Origin of the sequence: Shewanella sp. LZH-2, from assembly GCF_016859145.1 — a bacterium.
Classification (GTDB): domain Bacteria; phylum Pseudomonadota; class Gammaproteobacteria; order Enterobacterales; family Shewanellaceae; genus Shewanella; species Shewanella xiamenensis.
Genome location: NZ_CP069350.1, coordinates 474281 through 492588 on the forward strand (window position 1 = coordinate 474281; position 18308 = coordinate 492588).

14 protein-coding genes are annotated in these 18308 nt (G+C 47.2%); 7 read left to right on the top strand and 7 right to left on the bottom strand.

Features of this window, described 5'->3' with window-relative positions; all coding sequences use genetic code 11:
* Positions 1–51: 51 nt before the first annotated feature.
* Positions 52–939, bottom strand: a complete 888-nt coding sequence (gene rarD / locus JM642_RS02235; protein WP_055647677.1) for an EamA family transporter RarD — start codon at positions 937–939, stop codon at positions 52–54.
* A 232-nt stretch (positions 940–1171) separates the two neighbouring features.
* The gene (locus JM642_RS02240) at positions 1172–1636 is read right to left on the bottom strand and encodes a thioesterase family protein (RefSeq protein WP_055647676.1); all 465 of its coding nucleotides are present in this window, start codon (positions 1634–1636) and stop codon (positions 1172–1174) included.
* Positions 1637–1913: 277 nt separating this feature from the next.
* Here JM642_RS02240 and recQ point away from each other — a divergent pair, with 277 nt between their 5' ends.
* The gene (gene recQ, locus JM642_RS02245; protein ID WP_203432602.1) at positions 1914–3737 is read left to right on the top strand and encodes a DNA helicase RecQ; all 1824 of its coding nucleotides are present in this window, start codon (positions 1914–1916) and stop codon (positions 3735–3737) included.
* Here the strand turns inward: recQ and JM642_RS02250 are convergent.
* Complete coding sequence (locus tag JM642_RS02250) at positions 3719–5506, bottom strand: diguanylate cyclase (RefSeq protein ID WP_203432603.1); 1788 nt, start codon at positions 5504–5506, stop codon at positions 3719–3721. The two genes, recQ and JM642_RS02250, sit on opposite strands and share 19 nt — an antisense overlap.
* Positions 5507–6001: 495 nt before the next feature.
* On the opposite strand from JM642_RS02250, the gene leuA reads away from it, so the two are divergent.
* The 5 genes from leuA to JM642_RS02275 all read left to right on the top strand — a co-directional run bounded on the left by leuA (position 6002) and on the right by JM642_RS02275 (position 12646).
* Positions 6002–7570, top strand: a complete 1569-nt coding sequence (gene leuA / locus JM642_RS02255; RefSeq protein WP_047534488.1) for a 2-isopropylmalate synthase — start codon at positions 6002–6004, stop codon at positions 7568–7570.
* A 51-nt stretch (positions 7571–7621) separates the two neighbouring features.
* Positions 7622–8716 carry a 3-isopropylmalate dehydrogenase gene (leuB, locus tag JM642_RS02260; protein WP_203432604.1) on the top strand — a complete coding sequence of 365 codons (1095 nt, stop codon included), beginning with the start codon at positions 7622–7624 and terminating at the stop codon, positions 8714–8716.
* Entirely contained in the window at positions 8716–10140 is a 1425-nt protein-coding gene (gene leuC, locus JM642_RS02265; RefSeq protein ID WP_203432605.1) for a 3-isopropylmalate dehydratase large subunit, read from the top strand. The genes leuB and leuC overlap by 1 nt, the downstream gene beginning before the upstream one ends.
* Before the next feature lie 24 nt (positions 10141–10164).
* The gene (gene leuD / locus JM642_RS02270) at positions 10165–10770 is read left to right on the top strand and encodes a 3-isopropylmalate dehydratase small subunit (RefSeq protein ID WP_203432606.1); all 606 of its coding nucleotides are present in this window, start codon (positions 10165–10167) and stop codon (positions 10768–10770) included.
* A 529-nt stretch (positions 10771–11299) separates the two neighbouring features.
* Positions 11300–12646, top strand: a complete 1347-nt coding sequence (locus tag JM642_RS02275) for an outer membrane protein transport protein (RefSeq protein WP_203433709.1) — start codon at positions 11300–11302, stop codon at positions 12644–12646.
* Between the two features lie 59 nt (positions 12647–12705).
* On the opposite strand, the gene JM642_RS02280 is transcribed toward JM642_RS02275, so the two are convergent.
* On the bottom strand, positions 12706–13992 hold the full coding sequence (locus tag JM642_RS02280) for an FAD-dependent oxidoreductase (RefSeq protein WP_203432607.1): 1287 nt from the start codon (positions 13990–13992) through the stop codon (positions 12706–12708).
* A gap of 423 nt (positions 13993–14415) precedes the next feature.
* Here JM642_RS02280 and glpK point away from each other — a divergent pair, with 423 nt between their 5' ends.
* Positions 14416–15900 (top strand): glycerol kinase GlpK, encoded by a 1485-nt coding sequence (glpK, locus tag JM642_RS02285; protein ID WP_203432608.1) that lies wholly within the window; start codon positions 14416–14418, stop codon positions 15898–15900.
* Between the two features lie 69 nt (positions 15901–15969).
* On the opposite strand, the gene JM642_RS02290 is transcribed toward glpK, so the two are convergent.
* The 3 genes from JM642_RS02290 to JM642_RS02300 all read right to left on the bottom strand — a co-directional run bounded on the left by JM642_RS02290 (position 15970) and on the right by JM642_RS02300 (position 18161).
* Positions 15970–16290 carry a hypothetical protein gene (locus JM642_RS02290; RefSeq protein ID WP_203432609.1) on the bottom strand — a complete coding sequence of 107 codons (321 nt, stop codon included), beginning with the start codon at positions 16288–16290 and terminating at the stop codon, positions 15970–15972.
* 93 nt (positions 16291–16383) lie between these two features.
* Positions 16384–17457 carry a PepSY domain-containing protein gene (locus tag JM642_RS02295; protein ID WP_203432610.1) on the bottom strand — a complete coding sequence of 358 codons (1074 nt, stop codon included), beginning with the start codon at positions 17455–17457 and terminating at the stop codon, positions 16384–16386.
* Entirely contained in the window at positions 17454–18161 is a 708-nt protein-coding gene (locus JM642_RS02300) for a hypothetical protein (RefSeq protein WP_047540124.1), read from the bottom strand. The genes JM642_RS02295 and JM642_RS02300 overlap by 4 nt, the downstream gene beginning before the upstream one ends.
* Positions 18162–18308 lie beyond the last annotated feature (147 nt).

Sequence of the window (18308 nt, forward strand, 5' to 3'; positions counted from 1 at the left end):
AGGTCCAGTACACTTACCACTACTTTTGTAACCATTGGATACGGCGCGATATTATCGCGCCGTTTTGCGTTTATAGGCCATATCGAAGGTGAACACTAGCAGGGCGCTCCAGATAAAACCAAAGGTAATGCTCTTCTCTGCATCGAAGGATTCATTGAATAAGGTTACCGCGAGGATAAACATAATACTCGGGCCGATATATTGGAAAAAGCCGAGCATAGACAATGGAATGCGTACTGCTGCACCAGCAAAACACAATAGTGGAATCGTGGTAACAATCCCGGCTGCCATCAACAATAAATTAAGGTGCCAATCGTTGGTGAGCATATTCGCCGTGGCGCTATCTAAGGTCGCAACCAGATAAACCAATGCGACCGGTAGCAGAATGGCGGTTTCGACTAGCAGACCCGATTTAGCATCCACGTTGACCTTTTTACGTAGCAGAGCATATACCCCGAAGGTGCCCGCTAAGGCGAGGGAGACAATGGGGATTGAGCCAAATGAAATCAACTGAATTAGCACTCCAGTACTGGCTAGCGCAACGGCAAACCATTGCAGCTTACGTAATCTTTCTCCCAAAAACAGCATGCCCAGCAATACATTAAGCAGTGGGTTAATAAAGTAGCCTAAGCTAGCATCGAGCATATGATCATTATTAACGGCCCAGATAAAAAGCAGCCAGTTCCCAGCAATTAACAGGGAGGTGATTGTCAGTACAAGCAGTTGTTTTGGTTGTTTAAATAGTTGGCGCAGTTTGCCAAAACCGCCAATAAACATCATGATGATCACCATAAATACAAATGACCAGATCACCCGATGCAATAAAATTTCGGTCGCAGAAACATGATGAAGCAGTTTGAAATATAAAGGCGCAAACCCCCACATACAGTAAGCACTGACGGCGAGTAGGATCCCTTTGCGGTATTCAGTATCAGGCATGAGAAATCTTCGAAAAACAACAGGACGGCGATTGTAGGAGTGTACGCCGCTCGACTCAAGGTGTGTGCAGCCTCCTTTTTCGTTACAGGATGTCTCTAATGGCGAACGCTAGCGATTAAAAAGGGGAAAATATCTGATTAATCTAGATATTTCCCTTTAGTTTATTGCTGTCGAATGCGGTAAATAATTTCTTAAAAAACCATGTGTGATAACAGATTCGCCTGATAACAGATTAGCCAACCATATAAGTACCTGTGCCGAAGGCAATATGGGTTCCTTGTTCATTGTGTAACTCCATTCGGCAAACCGAGACGCGATTACCCGCTCGGATCACACTGCCTGTGCCAGTAAACACTTGCCCGCGCCCAGGCCTGAGGTAATCCACCCGCATATCGATAGTGCCCAAGGTTTGCAGCCGTTGTTGTAATTCTTCAATTGTCCAATCATCACGGCTGGCAACGAGACCTGCAAAGGCCGTGAGCCCGCCTACGACATCGAGTACCGTTGCGGTTACGCCGCCGTGGAGAATTTGCTGGTGAATATTGCCTATGAGTTCTGGCTTCATATTAATCGCCACTTCAACACCATTGATGTCGTAACGCTTAATGTCCAGACCCAATAAATTATGAAAAGGCACATGTTGGTCAAACACTTCGGCAACACGTTTGAGTACTTCGGCTTGAATGGGGTTGCTCATGTTATTCGTCCTTGTTAATTATTCGGCTTCTTATAATAAGAGTCGGGACAGGTTGAATGGGCATTCGACTTAGAGCAATTAATCTACCGCTAAGCCTATGTCTAATGCAACTTAAGCCGCTGTGCAGGCAAATCGTCTTAGGTGTTGTGATGAGCTGTGGATGTAGGCTAAACCTATTATCTGATTGTTGGCGTGGGCCAGTTTGGGCAAGATGGCGCAAGACAGGAGCGATTCTGTCCTTTAGAATAAGCGCCCTTACTTTTTAGCTAGAAGATCCATGGAAACTCAGTTACTCGACATACATGATGATCCGCTGTCTCAACGCCTGGCGCAGGTGTTTGGTTACCGTGACTTTAGGGACGGTCAGCGCGAGGTTATCGAACGTGTATGCAGTGGTGAGGACTGCCTGGTGATCATGCCCACCGGCGGCGGTAAGAGTCTGTGTTACCAGTTGCCAGCACTGCTGATGCCTGGCATCACTATCGTGGTATCACCGCTGATTTCATTGATGAAAGATCAGGTCGACAGCCTGTTGCAGACGGGGGTCAATGCAGCCTATTTAAACTCATCGCAGCCGCGGGAGCAGAGTGTCGAGGTGCTTAGGCAGTTGCATCGAGGCGAGCTAAAACTGCTGTATGTGTCCCCTGAGCGGTTGCTGACGGCTGATTTTATCGAGCGCATGCGCTCCTTGCCGCTGTCGATGTTTGCTATTGACGAGGCGCACTGCATCAGTCAATGGGGGCATGATTTTCGACCTGAATATGCCGCCCTTGGGCAGTTAAAGCAGCTCTTTCCCCATGTGCCAATGATGGCGCTCACCGCCACCGCGGATCAGGCGACGCGACAAAATATTTGCGAGCGCCTAGGGATTAATCCCTTTAAATTACTATCGAGTTTCGATCGGCCCAATATTCGCTATACGGTTGCCGAAAAGCTCAATGCCGCGAATCAATTACGACAGTTTTTACTGCAACAAAATGGCAGTAGCGGCATAGTCTACTGTAGCAGTCGACGCCGCGTGGATGAGGTGGCAGAAAGGCTCACCCTGCAAGGGTTTCATGCTAAGGCTTACCATGCGGGCATGACGGCAGAAGAGCGCGGCGAAGTGCAGGATAGCTTCCTTAAAGATCAAATAGATATTGTCGTTGCGACCGTCGCCTTTGGTATGGGGATTAACAAATCCAACGTGCGCTTTGTGGTGCATTACGATATCCCGAAGAGTATCGAAGCCTATTATCAAGAAACTGGCCGAGCGGGCCGTGATGGACTCGAGGCCGAAGCCTTTATGTTGTTCGATCCTGCCGATATTGGGCGAGTGCGCCATCTTATCGAGCAATCGGAGCCAGGGCCGCAGCAGCAGGTAGATTTCCATAAACTCAATACCATGGCCGCCTTTGCCGAGGCGCAAACCTGTCGGCGCCAAGTGCTGTTGCATTACTTCGATGAAAGCGCATTAGAACCCTGTGGTAACTGTGATATTTGTCTTGACCCGCCTAAGCGTTATAACGGCACCGAAGATGCGCAGAAGGTGCTTTCTTGTATTTATCGACTCGGACAACGCTTTGGTATTAATCACTTAATCGAAGTCTTGCGAGGTTCTAAGGGCGCAGCGATTGTTGATCGTGGCCACGATAAGCTCAGCACTTGGGGAATTGGTAAAGATAAGAGCCATGAATATTGGCTGAGCGTTATTCGCCAACTTATCCATTTGGGCTTAGCGAGTCAAGATATTACTCGTGCCTCATCCATCACCTTAAATCCCTCTGCAAGGCCAATATTGAAGGGAGAGGTGGCGTTGATGTTGGCTGAGCCGCGTATCCAACTCACCAGCATAAAGCGTAAAACGACACAGTCGAGAGTGCCGCTTAACTATGATCGCAAGTTATTTGCCCGCCTTAAAACACTGCGCCGCACCATTGCCGAAGAGCAGGATGTACCGCCTTATCTGGTGTTTAACGATGCTACTTTAGCGGAAATGGCGGCTATGATGCCGACAAGCCCTGGGGAAATGCTGGCCGTTAATGGCGTGGGGGAGCGTAAACTCAGTCGATTTGGCGGTGAGTTCCTTGATGAAATCGCGGCTTATTTAGCGGGGGAGTAGTCGTTTTGTGTATCGGTCACCTTGAGTTTGCTGAGTTGATTGATGTTGGCACGTTTCACTAAAGAATCCAACGTATCAAACTGTTGCATCACTGCAATCCCGATATTGACCTTGCTTGATCCTTGTGATGTTTGAATTGTGGGCGTTAATTGGTTGACGACTCGTTGTGCGCCGCGGGCGGAGGTGTAAGGTAGCACTATCACAATTTCATCCATCGAATACCGTAATAGTATGTCTTGCTCACGGAGTTTATCTTGTAATTTATCGATCAAGGTTGGCAGATCGACTTGGCGAATTTGGCTAGCATTAAAAAGTAATAATGTCAGTGGATAAGCGCCCTGTTTGGCACTATGCAGGGTGAGCTCAAGCTGCTGAATAGGTGCAAGGCGCTTGGATTTGGTGTCAGGTGATGGGGCGTGTTTATTTTGCTTATCAATAAAGTACCAAATGGCGCCACCTAAGAGTGTCATGCTCACTAAAAACAAGGTGCTAAAGGCCCAATCTACATTCAGCTCATCCAGTAAGGTGGGATTGCTCTGTGGATCATCTGCGCTGAGTTGCTGTAATCCCTGCTGATTTAATCTGGCTTTAAACTGCAAAATTCGCATGTTGTTTATTGATTCGTTAGCCAGTTCTGCGGCATCGAAGCGCTTTTGTAAAAATTCGTAGGCGAGTTTGTAGTTATCTTGAGTGTGGTAATAATCACTCAATATACCATAAAACCATTTAAGATCAGTGTATTGCTTAAGCGTTTCGCCTTGTTCAATGGCAGAGTGCATGAGTGTTAGCGCTGCTTCATCCCTATGTTGTGCAAATCGTACTTGAGCGAGTAAACGAGTCGAACGCATCATGGCAACCTGTTGCTTTTGCTGCTTAAAAGTGTTCATTGCAATGGAGATATACTCTTCGGCTGTATCAATTTTGCCTTTATCAAGGGAAATTGAAGCCAGAATGGCATAGCTGTAGGCGAGTTCAAGTGGGGAGCCTATTTCTGGTAGTAAAGTTTTGGCTTGTTTTTCTAGTTGATCACTGTATTCACGCTCACCATTATCTAGTGCAATCCGCGCGGCATTTCGCAGTAATATATGCCGGACTTTTCCTTGGGCATCAGCGCTTTTTAGGGCAAGCTTGGCGTAATACATGGCTTGGGGTAAATCTTCGGTGGCATAGAGTAAATTCCCCATCGCAGCATAGACATATCCCTCTGGCGGCCAGACCCAATTTTGCGTTTGAGTATGGATATCGGGATAGATATCAATAGCGATGCGTAAATCTTCAATCGCGGAGGAAAAATTATCCGTATTGGTATCCAGTTGCCCCCTCAAGCGGAGTGCATCGATAAGGGCTTGGGGCTGCTGGTAGCGTCTAGCAAGAGTGATTGCGGAGTCCAGTATGGGTAATGCATCTTTAATATTGTCGTAATTTAGATAGGCATCGGCCTGACAATTCAAAAAATAGGGGCGTGCTTGATCTAACTTAAGCTGTTTAGCATGGGCTTCACCCATTTGCGCAAGATTAATCGCCGCTTCATTTTCACCGAGTTGTAACAGGTTTTGACACTTCAATATACTGAGGCGGAGCCTATCGATATCGTTTTTATTATCAGTGGATTGAGTGGATTGCAGTTTTTCTAATGCGGTAATTTGTGCCAAAGCCTTGGTTGGATACTGATAAACTTCCCATGTCAATTTATCTAACTGCTCATTAGCGCAAGCCCATAATGGCACAAGCCACAATAATAGGCTCAGCGCTAAGACGCGAAAATCCATTTTTTGCTCCATACCGTGCATTTATTCTAGTATCCGTAACTTCGGGCGAGGATTATAACGTGTCTCAGGCTATTTTTGCATAAAAAATGATTTTTTTGTTAAAAGTTTGAGGTGCAGCATTTAATTTATTTATCTTGTATTGCAAGGGATTAACAATACAACCTTGAGACAAACATATCTGTTTCTGCCATTTTGCAGCAGATATATTAAGGAACATGAAAAAAATTGGGGTTGACACATTTAGCCAAGCGAGTTAAATATTAACCAAAGCAATATTCAATCAACAGAATAAATATTTAATTTAAATGAATAGAATTAGCAGCAAACTCGACCTCCTCCTTCTCTCTCTCGCGCCACAAACGCGGAGGTCTTAGTGTTGCTCGCTCGATAGATAGGCAAAACACTCAAAAACCCCGCACCGATGTTGCGGGGTTTTTTGTATCTGAATACAGCAAAAGTTAAATAATGAACGGTGACGTTCCATGGAGAAACCCGATGTCTAACAGAGTCATTATATTTGATACCACGTTACGTGATGGCGAGCAGGCGTTAGCGGCAAGCTTGTCGGTCAAAGAAAAGTTACAGATCGCCATGGCGTTGGAACGTCTCGGTGTCGATGTGATGGAAGTCGGTTTTCCCGTATCTTCCCCCGGTGATTTTGAGTCGGTGCAAACCATTGCTCGCACCATTAAAAATAGCCGAGTGTGCGCATTATCCCGCGCCTTGGAAAAAGATATTGATGCCGCCGCTCAAGCATTATCGGTGGCTGATCAGTTCCGCATTCATACGTTTATCTCCACCTCGACCATCCATGTTGAGAGCAAATTAAAACGTTCATTCGAGCAAGTGTTGGAAATGGCGGTCGGTGCAGTGAAATATGCCCGTCGTTTTACCGATGATGTTGAATTTTCATGCGAAGATGCGGGACGTACGCCGATTGATAATTTGTGCCGTATGGTGGAAGCGGCGATTCATGCGGGGGCGCGCACTATCAATATCCCAGATACCGTGGGCTACACAGTGCCAAGCGAGTTTGGTGGCATTATTCAAACCCTGTTTAATCGCGTACCGAATATCGACCAAGCCATTATTTCGGTTCACTGCCACGATGACTTAGGTCTGTCGGTCGCCAATTCGATTACTGCTGTGCAGCATGGCGCGCGCCAAATCGAATGTACCATGAATGGTATTGGTGAGCGTGCGGGTAACTGCTCTTTAGAAGAGATCGCCATGATCTTAGCAACCCGTAAGAACCTGCTAGGGTTTGAAACGGGGATCAATGCGAAGGAAATTCACCGCACCTCAAATTTAGTCAGCCAGTTGTGCAATATGCCAATCCAGTCGAATAAGGCGATTGTTGGCGCTAATGCCTTTACCCATTCGTCGGGGATTCACCAAGATGGCATGTTAAAAGCGCAAAACACTTATGAAATTATGACGCCAGAGAGCATCGGCCTGAATCGTAACAATCTGAATATGACCTCGCGCTCCGGCCGTCATGTGATTAAGCATCGCATGGAGGAAATGGGCTACAGCGAGCAGGATTACAACTTGGATGCCCTGTACGAACAGTTTTTAAAATTGGCGGATAAAAAGGGCCAAGTCTTCGATTATGACTTAGAAGCCTTAGCCTTCATGGAGACACAAGCCGCAGAAGATAACTTTTATCAATTACAGCAGTTAGTGGTGCAATCTGACTCAACCGAAGGCGTGGCCACGGCGACGGTGCGTATTGATGTCGGCGGTGAGATTAAAACTGAGGCCGCTACAGGTAATGGCCCTGTTGATGCTGCCTATAATGCTATCGCCCGCGCGACTGACCGCCGTATCGATATCATCAGCTACAAATTGGGGGCTAAGGGCGTAGGACAAAATGCGCTCGGCCAAGTTGATATTACCGCGGTTTACCATGAGCAAAATTTCCACGGTGTCGGGTTAGCGACCGACGTGGTTGAGGCATCAGCCCGTGCATTAGTGCACGTGATGAACCTGACATGCCGCGCCGATAAGGTTGCAGATTACAAACAGAATATGCATAAAAACAAAGAGCTGGGCGGCGTATAGCCAAGGCAATATCGAGCATAAAGTTTTCACATTGAAGGAGTGAGCGGGCGTATGAGTTATCAAATTGCAGTATTAGCCGGGGATGGCATTGGGCCTGAAGTGATGGCCGAGGCGCGTAAGGTGTTAAAGGCGGTTGAGGCACGTTTTGGTCTTAATATTGAATACACTGAATATGATGTTGGCGGTATCGCCATCGACAATCATGGTTGTCCATTGCCAGAGGCAACACTGAAAGGCTGTGAAGCGGCCGATGCCATTCTATTTGGCTCTGTCGGTGGCCCCAAATGGGAAAAACTGCCGCCCAATGATCAGCCCGAGCGCGGTGCATTGTTACCGCTACGGGGTCACTTCGAACTGTTTTGTAACCTACGCCCCGCTAAATTGCATGATGGTTTAGAGCATATGTCACCGCTGCGCAGCGATATTTCTGCAAGAGGTTTCGATGTTCTCTGCGTGCGTGAGTTAACGGGTGGGATCTACTTCGGCAAGCCTAAGGGGCGCCAAGGTGAAGGTGAGAGCGAAGAAGCCTTCGATACCATGCGTTATAGTCGCCGCGAGATTGCCCGTATTGCGCGCATTGCCTTTGAAGCCGCCCGCGGACGCCGTAAAAAAGTCACTTCGGTCGATAAGGCAAACGTCTTAGCTTGTTCGGTATTGTGGCGCCAAGTGGTAGAAGAAGTGGCGGTGGATTTCCCCGATGTTGAACTTGAACACATCTATATCGACAACGCGACCATGCAGTTGCTGCGCCGCCCCGATGAGTTTGACGTGATGCTGTGCTCTAACTTATTTGGTGACATTCTATCGGACGAAATCGCCATGTTGACTGGTTCCATGGGCTTGTTGTCTTCAGCGAGTATGAATAGCACTGGCTTTGGTTTATTTGAGCCTGCTGGTGGTAGTGCGCCGGATATCGCAGGTAAAGGTATTGCTAACCCGATCGCACAAATTTTGTCGGCTGCATTGATGCTGCGCCACAGCTTAAAGCAAGAAGAAGCAGCAAGCGCGATTGAACGTGCAGTAAGTAAGGCGCTCAATTCTGGCTACTTAACCGGTGAGCTATTAAGTAGCGACCAACGCCATAAGGCTAAATCGACGGTCGAAATGGGCAACTTTATCGCCGATGCAGTTAAGGCAGGTGTGTAATGACTAATCCTTCAATATCAAGCGCTCCGAAAACCCTGTATCAAAAGGTGTGGGATGCTCACGTTGTAGCAACTCCCGAGGGTGAAGCACCGATCATTTATGTCGACAGACACTTGGTTCACGAAGTGACATCGCCTCAAGCCTTTAGTGGCTTAAAAGTAGCTGGGCGTAAATTACGTGCCCCAGAGAAAACCTTTGCCACCATGGATCACAACACTTCGACACGCAGTGCCAGTCTCGATGCCTTAAGCCCGATGGCTCGTACTCAGGTCGAGACCTTGGCGCAAAACTGTAAAGACTTCGGCGTGCGCTTATATGATATTCACCATCCGAATCAAGGGATTGTGCATGTTATGGGGCCTGAGCTTGGGATTACCTTACCCGGCACTGTGATCGTCTGTGGTGATTCTCACACCGCGACCCACGGCGCCTTTGGCGCCTTGGCCTTCGGTATTGGCACTTCCGAGGTGGAGCATGTATTGGCAACCCAAACTCTGCGCCAATTAAAAGCCAAAACCATGAAAATCGAAGTCCGTGGTCAGGTTACCGATGGCGTAACGGCTAAAGATATCGTACTGGCGATTATCGGTAAGATAGGTATGGATGGCGGTACTGGCTATGTGGTTGAGTTTTCTGGTGAGGCCATTGAAGCATTGTCGATGGAAGGGCGCATGACAGTCTGCAATATGGCGATTGAAATGGGCGCTAAGGCTGGCATGGTTGCGCCGGATCAAATCACTTTCGATTACCTAGAAGGTCGTGAATTTGCACCGAAGGGCGAAGATTGGGTGCAGGCGGTAGCTGAGTGGAAAACACTGAAAACCGATGTTGGCGCTGAGTTTGATGCCACCGTGGTGTTGGATGCTGCCGATATCGCGCCGCAGCTCACGTGGGGCACTAACCCAGGACAAGTCGTTGCTATCGATGCGCTTGTGCCAAATCCTGCCGATGAGGTGAATCCAACGATTCGCGCTAGCATGGAAAAAGCACTGGACTATATCGGCTTAACTGCTGGTACGCCAATGACAGCTGTGGCGATCAATAAGGTCTTTATCGGATCTTGCACTAACTCGCGGATTGAAGATTTACGCAGCGCGGCGAAGCATGCCAAAGGGCGCAAAGTGGCTGCGGGCGTTACGGCAATCGTAGTACCTGGTTCTGGCCAAGTGAAGGCACAGGCCGAGGCCGAAGGCTTAGATAAAATCTTTATCGAGGCTGGATTCGAATGGCGTTTACCGGGCTGCTCTATGTGTTTGGCGATGAACGATGACAGATTAGAGGCGGGCGATCGCTGCGCCTCGACCAGTAACCGTAACTTCGAAGGGCGCCAAGGTCGTGGTAGTCGCACCCATTTGGTGAGTCCGGCGATGGCGGCAGCGGCGGCAATCGCAGGGCATTTTGTCGATATCCGTAAACCTTACTAACCGTCATCCCAACAGGAGAAGTTAATGCAACCTTTTACTTGCCATACCGGGCTTGCGGTGATGATCGACAGCGCCAATATCGATACCGATCAAATTATCCCGAAGCAATTTTTATCTAAGGTGACGCGCGATGGATTCGGCGTGCACCTATTTCACGATTGGCGTTATCTCGATGATGCGGGAGATGTGCCTAATCCTGATTTCACTCTAAACAAACCTCGCTATAGCGGCGCCTCGATTCTGCTGGCGCAGGAAAACTTTGGCTGTGGTTCTAGCCGTGAACACGCCCCGTGGGCATTGGCGGATTTTGGCCTGCGCGCCATTATCGCCCCGAGCTTTGCCGATATTTTTTATGGAAACTCCATCAATAACGGTTTACTGCCGGTGAAGCTTAGCGCGAATGAAGTGCGTCAGTTAATGGATGAGGTGGCGAGCGAAGAAGGCGCACAAATCACCGTCGACTTAACCACTTGTAAGGTGACATCGCCTTCGGGGGCTGAGTTTAGCTTTACACTGGCTGAGTCGGCGCGACATAAATTGCTGAATGGATTAGATGCCATTGGATTGACCTTATCCCACGGGACGCAGATTAGCGAATACGAATCACAAATCCCAAGTTGGCGACGCTGAGCTATTCGGCGAACACTTGTACCTTAATAGATGTTAATCTTAAACGCCTAGTTCGAAAACTAGGCGTTTTTATTATTTCTGCTTAAGCGCCTAAATATAAATTATTGTATTTATTAGTTTAAAGTGAAGGGTGACTTTCCTGTATGGTAAGGAAAATGATCGATAGTGATTTGTGCTGAATTTTTATGAGCAAAATGGCTTACAAGTGTTTAGGAGTTTTATGTTATTTAATTTGTTGTTTTTAAATTAATTTAACTCTTGTGGTGCTTGCCTTGAAAATGCTTTCAGCAAATCTATCTTTGGAAATGCACTGATTATTCTTGTTTTAAAAGTGATTTATCTCACTAAAAATATTGATTAGATTGTTTTGGCTAGTTTTTTTATCTGTTTTATTCTCGCTTGTTGCAAACATCTTCTGCATCAGTAAACTGCCGACCATTCAATATGGAGTGTTTGCTCTATTTTGTGTGAGCGCCATTGTGATCCCGTGAATGGCACAAGATAACAATAATATTTTTCGAGAATAATGATGCAAAAACGTCTTCTGACTTTGGCTGTGACTGCGGCCCTATTAAGTACAACGACTCAAGTCCATGCCGCAGGTTTTCAACTTGCCGAATACTCAGCAACTGGCCTAGGCCGTGCCTTCGCCGGTGAAGCTGCGATGGCGGATAATGCTTCGGCACAAGCGCGCAACCCTGCGATGCTGACCTATTTAGAAGGTCGCCAGTTATCTGCTGGTGGTATCTATGTGATGCCAAATGTGGATGTAAAAGGTGATGTGAGCCTAAGCTCGCCTCTGCTTGGTCCTAATCCAATCGTGATGAACGGTGATGCTATCGATGTCGCCGATGACGCTTTGGTACCTAACTTCTATTATTCCAATCAGTTAAATGACCAATGGACTTGGGGTCTAGCGGTAAACTCTAACTATGGTCTCGCCACTGAATTGCCAGCGACCCATGCTGCGGCCATTTTTGGTAACAAGACATCAGTAACGACCGTTGAGTTTAATCCAAACATTGCGTACCGCATCAATGATGCCGTCAGTGTTGGTGGTGGTGTGCGTATCGTTTATGGCGAAGGTGAAATCGGTGCTTCGTTACCGGGCTGGGTGGATAAAATTAAACCTGGTTTACCTCCACAAGTGGCTGGTATGCTGCCTCCTGGTGGCACTGAACTCAAAAGCATGAAGGGTGATGACATTGGCTACGGTTGGCAACTCGGTGCTAGCTGGCAAATTAACCCTGCTCATCGTTTAGGTTTGGCTTACCACAGTGGTGTGCAGCTTGACTTAGATGGTCATGCTTCTGGTGTGATTTATGATGGTGGTCAAAATCTGTCAATCGAAGGTTATTTACCCCTTGAGTTACCTGCGTTTGCCGAACTGTCGTCCTATCACCAATTAACGGATAACTGGGCGATGCACGCCAGTGTTAACTGGACCGATTGGAGTGTATTCGATCAGTTAGTGGCGTACTTCCCTGGTGAAGTTAAGCCAAAGGGCGGCTTAGAATCTGACTTAGTGAAAGAAGAACACTTTGAAGATAACTGGCGCTTTGCTTTAGGTACGACTTACCAAGTGAACAATGAATGGTTAGTGCGTGCCGGTCTGGCCTTAGATAAAACCGCCGCAAATGATGAGTGGCGCACGACAACTATCCCTGACTCAGACCGTCTGTGGTTCTCTGTTGGTGCGGGCTATCAGGCGACTAAAAACCTGAATGTTGATTTTGCACTGACCTATATCCGTGCCACGGGTGATGCGCCAATTAACGAGCAGCAAAATCTGTTAAACCTAGCGACTGTTAACTTTAACGGTGAAGCGAGCGGTAATGTTTGGTTAGCTGGTATCCAAATGAGCTACAAGATGTAATATCAAGTTTGATTAGAAAAGCCCTGAATTTTCAGGGCTTTTTGTCTGACGCTGATCTGTTATTCCGGTTCCTTAGGCTCGTGGGTGCGGTGAATGCCTAAACTGCCGAGTACATATTTTTCATAAATAGGTTCGCTAGTGCCATTGCGGACTTTGTAGAGAAAGTATTTCTCAAAGGCAATTTTGGCCACATGTACCCATTTACCCATAGATGTCCAGTTAGCATTGCGGGGAGGATTTTGGGGGAGAGCCACAAAGGCGGCACCCTTATCTCCCATGTCGGCCAAACAAATAGCATTAAGTGTTGGATGGGTCTTGGGAGGCTCGCCTTTTAAACTGGAAAGGATATTATCCACAATGGCAGTGGTCATAGATTCAATCATAAAACCCGTTTTAGGTACGCCAATGGGTACGGGAGTTTTCTCCAATGGTGGGAGTGCTACGCACACGCCGGCGGCATAGATTTCTGGATAACGTGGTGAGCGCTGGAACGTGTCGGTGAGTACAAAGCCCTTCTCGTTACACAGTTCTGGTACTGCTGCTATCGCAGGACTGCCTTTAAAAGGGGGTAAAAACATCGCAAGGGAGAAGGGTAATGTATGTTGAAATTCGACTTCTCCTTTTCTATCTAATTCATCAACATAAGCCATACCTGATTCAAAGTGGGTCGTTTTAGCATTGCAAATCCATTTGATGCTACGTTCTCTAAATTCGTGTTCCATAAGTGACTTAGAGTCTCCCACGCCGCCGAGGCCCATATGACCCACATAGGGCTCGCTGGTGACAAAAGTGATAGGTACATGCTGACGAATTTTGTGTTTACGCAATAAGCTCTCTAGGGATAACACATACTCATAGGCTGGCCCAAAGCAACTTGCACCTTGTAATGCGCCGACAACCACTGGGCCGGGTTTAGCGAGCAGTTGTTGGAAGCATTCGTAGGCTTTTTCGGCGTGATCAATGGTACAAATAGATTGAGTAAAACCATCTGGACCGGCGCCTGGTACGTTTTCAAAGGCGAGTTTGGGGCCTGTGCAGATGACTAAATAGTCGTAATTATCTGTTGTACCATCCCCTAAGGTGAGTTGCCTATTAATGGGATCTATATGAGTCACCCCTTCACCGGAATAACTAATCTTACGTTTTGCTAAGTAGGTTCCAATTGGAAGACTGATGTCTTCGCGCTTACGTTCACCGAGTGCTACCCAAGGATTTGAGGGAACAAATTGGAAGTCAGTCCCTTCACTGATCACGCCTATTTCACAATCGGAAGGCAGTCGCTGTTTGAGTTCAAATGCTGCCGATACGCCACCTAGTCCCGCCCCAATTACAATGACTCTTTTCATTATCTACTCCTCCGAATGGATATTGTTAACAAAGAACCTGCCTTGGTCTTTGTATAATCTAAATTTTATCAATTAGATTTTTCTAATTATATAAAGCGTAGAAGGTATTTGTTTATTTGCAAAGCGAGTTGGGCGCATTGATGCTTTAGGGGCATTTTGGCTGCAATTAAGCGGGCGTATGCACTTGTGCTGCCCTTATTCTAGATAAACGGATAATAGCGCTGCCCTAGCAAACAGTATGTCATCGGACACGCTACACACCTGAGTATCTTCTTAATGATTTATTTGATTTTATTCACTGTTTCGGTCGATGCTGGTCAAAGACAGCCATTAAGAATATATTCACCCCAAGGGAATTTTGTGGCGATAATGTTGACCATAAAATCTCAATGGCGTTGATTAGGCTTGAAGAAAGGAAAGAGTGTGCAGAAAAAATACGTAGTGGCGTTAGATCAAGGCACAACCAGCTCAAGGGCGATTGTATTTGACCACGATGCCAATATTGTCAGTGTCTCACAGCGGGAGTTTACTCAACTTTATCCTAATCCCGGCTGGGTTGAACATGACCCAATGGAAATCTGGGCGAGCCAAAGTTCTGTGTTGATTGAATCTCTCGCCAGAGCAGGCATTCACAGTGATGAAGTGGCGGCGATTGGCATTACTAATCAGCGGGAAACCACCATTATTTGGGAAAAGGCTACAGGCAAACCGGTTTACAATGCCATTGTGTGGCAGTGTCGCCGCAGTTCAGAGATCTGTGAACAACTCAAGGCCCAAGGTTTAGAAGATTATGTGCGGGAGAATACGGGTCTCCTGCTCGATCCTTATTTTTCAGGTACTAAGATCAAATGGATTTTAGATAATGTGCCGGATGCGCGTGCGAAAGCCAAACGAGGTGAACTGTTATTCGGCACTGTGGATACTTGGTTGCTGTGGAAACTCACCGAAGGCAAAGTGCATGTGACCGATCCCACCAATGCAGCCCGTACGTTGCTGTTTAATATCCACAGCCTGAGTTGGGATAGCAAGCTGCTGGAGGCGCTCGATATTCCTGCCGCCATGTTGCCTGAAGTGAAACCTTCTTGTAGTGTCTATGGTACAACCCGTATTGCCGGTGAGGGCAGCGAAATTCCACTCGCGGGGATCGCGGGAGACCAACAGGCAGCGCTCTTTGGCCAGCTTTGTGTCGAGCCGGGAATGGCTAAAAATACTTATGGCACTGGCTGCTTTTTATTAATGAACACAGGCAATAAAGCCGTGCGCTCATCCCATGGGTTATTAACCACAGTGGCGGTAGGCGCTCAAGGTGAAGTGAACTACGCCCTCGAAGGCTCAGTGTTTATGGGCGGCGCGACAATTCAATGGTTAAGGGATGAGCTGGGGCTTATTCGCGATGCCAGCGATACCGAATATTTTGCCTCTAAAGTCGCGGATACTAATGGCGTGTATTTAGTGCCTGCTTTTGTTGGGCTCGGTGCTCCCTATTGGGATCCTAATGCCCGTGGCGCACTGTTTGGGTTAACGCGCGGCGCTAACCGTAATCATATTATCCGTGCCGCGTTGGAATCGATTGCTTATCAAAGTAAAGACTTGTTAGATGCCATGATCAAAGACAGTGGCGTCAGCCTTAAGCGTTTGAAAGTGGATGGTGGCGCAGTGGCGAATGACTTTTTAATGCAATTTCAAGCGGATATTACCGATGTTGAAGTGTTACGGCCGAGTGTTTGTGAAACGACCGCTTTGGGCGCGGCATTCTTAGCAGGGCTTGCCGTTGGATTTTGGAACTCGGTAACTGAGCTTGAACATAAAGCCTGTATCGATAAACACTTCAAACCGAATATTGATGCGAGTCAAAGGGAGCGGTTATATGTGGGTTGGCAAGATGCGGTGGCCAGAAGCCGTTCTTAGTTTCTTTTAGGCTTGAAACACATAAGGCGCACCCTGAGGTTGCGCCTTATTCATTTAACAGTCAGCACGTTAAACTTCGATGTCGATGATATGCTTGCAGGGCGATTGTGCTGTTTCAGCTAAATCGTCAGTGACTTCGAGCACCACTCCCTCTTTTAAGTCTTGTTGTTTGTCCGATGCGCGGCGTTTTTTATTGCGACTAGCATTATCCTGTTTGCGCCTTTCCCTGACTTTCGCATCTAAGGTGGGCGGTAATTGCGACTGTGGTGTTTCATGGCTATCGGGCGCATTGGCGGTGGCACTGCTCACCTGATCAACGATCCGCTTTGGGGTTAATACGGGTTTTACTGGCTGAGCCAGCATAGCGTAAAGACTGTCCAATCCACTCATAGCGCCTCCTTGGTTTATGACCACTTAACCCTTTATCGGCAGGGGCTGCTCAATATTTAGACTATACGCCGATTGAAGCCTATGCGCGACACTCTACTGGCACTCTGACTTTGGCCAATATCTGTGTTGCGCCTTAGTGACGAGTGCAAGTTTGCTAGGGCTGGCCTTGTGTTGGCAGCTTAGGCGAATGCCCTGTTCAAGCTCTGCTATGGTGAGTTTATCCAGATCATAATCATTGGGACTGGGCGCCTGCTCGACAAACCTTAGTTTACACAGGCCGCAGCGTCCGCCACCGCCACATTGGGTTCTTAGCCTTTCACTCCCTCGATTAATGCTTTCTAAATAAGTGCCATTGAGCTCGGTAAATTCGGCAAGAGGCTGATTGTCCTGAGTATAAAGCGCCAGTTTTCCTGTTGCGGCCTTGCGTCTAAAGAAAGGGAGTGATAACTGACTTTGATGGAATTTATGCCCAAGAATGTAGATGCCCGTAAGAGCTAAAAATAACGCGCCGATACTGACGAGTTGTACCAATACGTGGTTAAAACCAATGCCATTATCGGGAGCATAATCCATAAAATGCAGCATAAACAGCAGATCTTTAAGATCCGATTGGCGATTTTGGTGGGCCAGAACCGCACCCGAAACTGTATCGATATAAATCCGGGTGCCAACTTCGTCCGCGGCTGTCAGCATAGCAACTGGGCCACTGGCGTCGAATGGCGTTTCGTGGGTGAGGATTTGCGGTGCGCTGAGTTCACTAGGGCCTGAGTAACTTTCCTTAGCGATAGCCTGTATTTCTGCATCGCTCAAAGATAATGGCTCAAGGGAATCAGCCCAAAACCAGCGGTTTTGCTGAGTTGTTGTAAGGGCATACACTGCGCGGATAAGTACTGAAGTCAACTTAAGCTCGATAATGCCTTCTGCTTGGTATTGTTGCAGTAGTTTTGCTGTAGGAGCGAGAGGCGAATTGAAGCTCTGAGCTTTAGCGGCGATACGATATTGATTAGCATCCAGAAACTGCTCGTCAATTAGGTTAAAGGCCAGTCCTGTTACGATCCAAATCAACAGTTGTAGGCCAACAATAAGTGATAGCCATTTGTGTAGAGTTTGCATCACTAAACTGATATGGCGTTTACTCTCAGCATTCCGTTTGTTTGAGAAGCTCATTTTGGCTCCTCTTGGGAGTTAGTATTGCGAAAACTGATATAGCTCAACGCGATACCAAAGAGTGCGGTCAATAGGGCGAGTGTACTCATTACCGTGAGTAACGGGTTCTGCACATTCTCCCGAGTCTTGTAGTCCATAATGTGCAGCATCCACATTATATCGAACAGCCGCCAGTAATTATGTCGAGCGCTGACCAATTGTCCTGTGACCGCGGAGATATAGAGTGTCGAGTTCATTGCATCGTCCAACTCCAACTGCCATACAGGTAATGCGCGGAGGGAGATTTCATTCGGTGCTGTTTGCTGGTGGAGTGTTGAATGGATGATCTTAGCCTTGCCCGTATATAGTTGCTGAGCGGTGTCGAGTGCTTGTTGTTGATTTAAGAGGGGTAATAATTCTCCCGTCACAGTGCTAAAACGCTGTAATTTCCCCGCTATTTTGGCGCTATAAAAGAGTGTGCTTTGGTGAGCATATAAATTGATTTCTGTTGCATCTGGGTGAGTTTTGATGAAATCCGTCAAGCTATAAGCGGGAGCTTCTACATGGAAAATTGCGGCATTGTTCTTGTTTGCCAAAGGTTTGCCACGGATAAACTCGATATCCATCCATACCATATAAGCACCTGTTGCAACCCATATCAACAATTGAAAGGCGGCGAGGAGTGCAAACCATTTGTGGTAGGTGCGGATCTGAGTTGCGGTCATAGGCGATTTATTTTGAGTGAATCCCATGGGAGTTTTGATCTTCCTCGCAATCGTGAAATAAAAATACTCACCTAATTGCAGAATAAATCTACAACCAAAAATAAAATTTCAGCTATTTATGCTGAAATTTTACACTTTACGGGATCA

Bases quoted from the DNA above. Each gene is read 5' to 3' on its own strand.
- leuB (WP_203432604.1), top strand. From the start codon at position 7,622: ATGAGTTATCAAATTGCAGTATTAGCCGGGGATGGCATTGGGCCTGAA.
- leuC (WP_203432605.1), top strand. From the start codon at position 8,716: ATGACTAATCCTTCAATATCAAGCGCTCCGAAAACCCTGTATCAAAAG.
- JM642_RS02290 (WP_203432609.1), bottom strand. From the start codon at position 16,290: ATGAGTGGATTGGACAGTCTTTACGCTATGCTGGCTCAGCCAGTAAAA.
- JM642_RS02295 (WP_203432610.1), bottom strand. From the start codon at position 17,457: ATGAGCTTCTCAAACAAACGGAATGCTGAGAGTAAACGCCATATCAGT.
- leuD (WP_203432606.1), top strand. From the start codon at position 10,165: ATGCAACCTTTTACTTGCCATACCGGGCTTGCGGTGATGATCGACAGC.
- JM642_RS02300 (WP_047540124.1), bottom strand. From the start codon at position 18,161: ATGACCGCAACTCAGATCCGCACCTACCACAAATGGTTTGCACTCCTC.
- JM642_RS02250 (WP_203432603.1), bottom strand. From the start codon at position 5,506: ATGGATTTTCGCGTCTTAGCGCTGAGCCTATTATTGTGGCTTGTGCCA.
- rarD (WP_055647677.1), bottom strand. From the start codon at position 939: ATGCCTGATACTGAATACCGCAAAGGGATCCTACTCGCCGTCAGTGCT.
- leuA (WP_047534488.1), top strand. From the start codon at position 6,002: ATGTCTAACAGAGTCATTATATTTGATACCACGTTACGTGATGGCGAG.
- JM642_RS02240 (WP_055647676.1), bottom strand. From the start codon at position 1,636: ATGAGCAACCCCATTCAAGCCGAAGTACTCAAACGTGTTGCCGAAGTG.
- JM642_RS02280 (WP_203432607.1), bottom strand. From the start codon at position 13,992: ATGAAAAGAGTCATTGTAATTGGGGCGGGACTAGGTGGCGTATCGGCA.
- JM642_RS02275 (WP_203433709.1), top strand. From the start codon at position 11,300: ATGCAAAAACGTCTTCTGACTTTGGCTGTGACTGCGGCCCTATTAAGT.
- recQ (WP_203432602.1), top strand. From the start codon at position 1,914: ATGGAAACTCAGTTACTCGACATACATGATGATCCGCTGTCTCAACGC.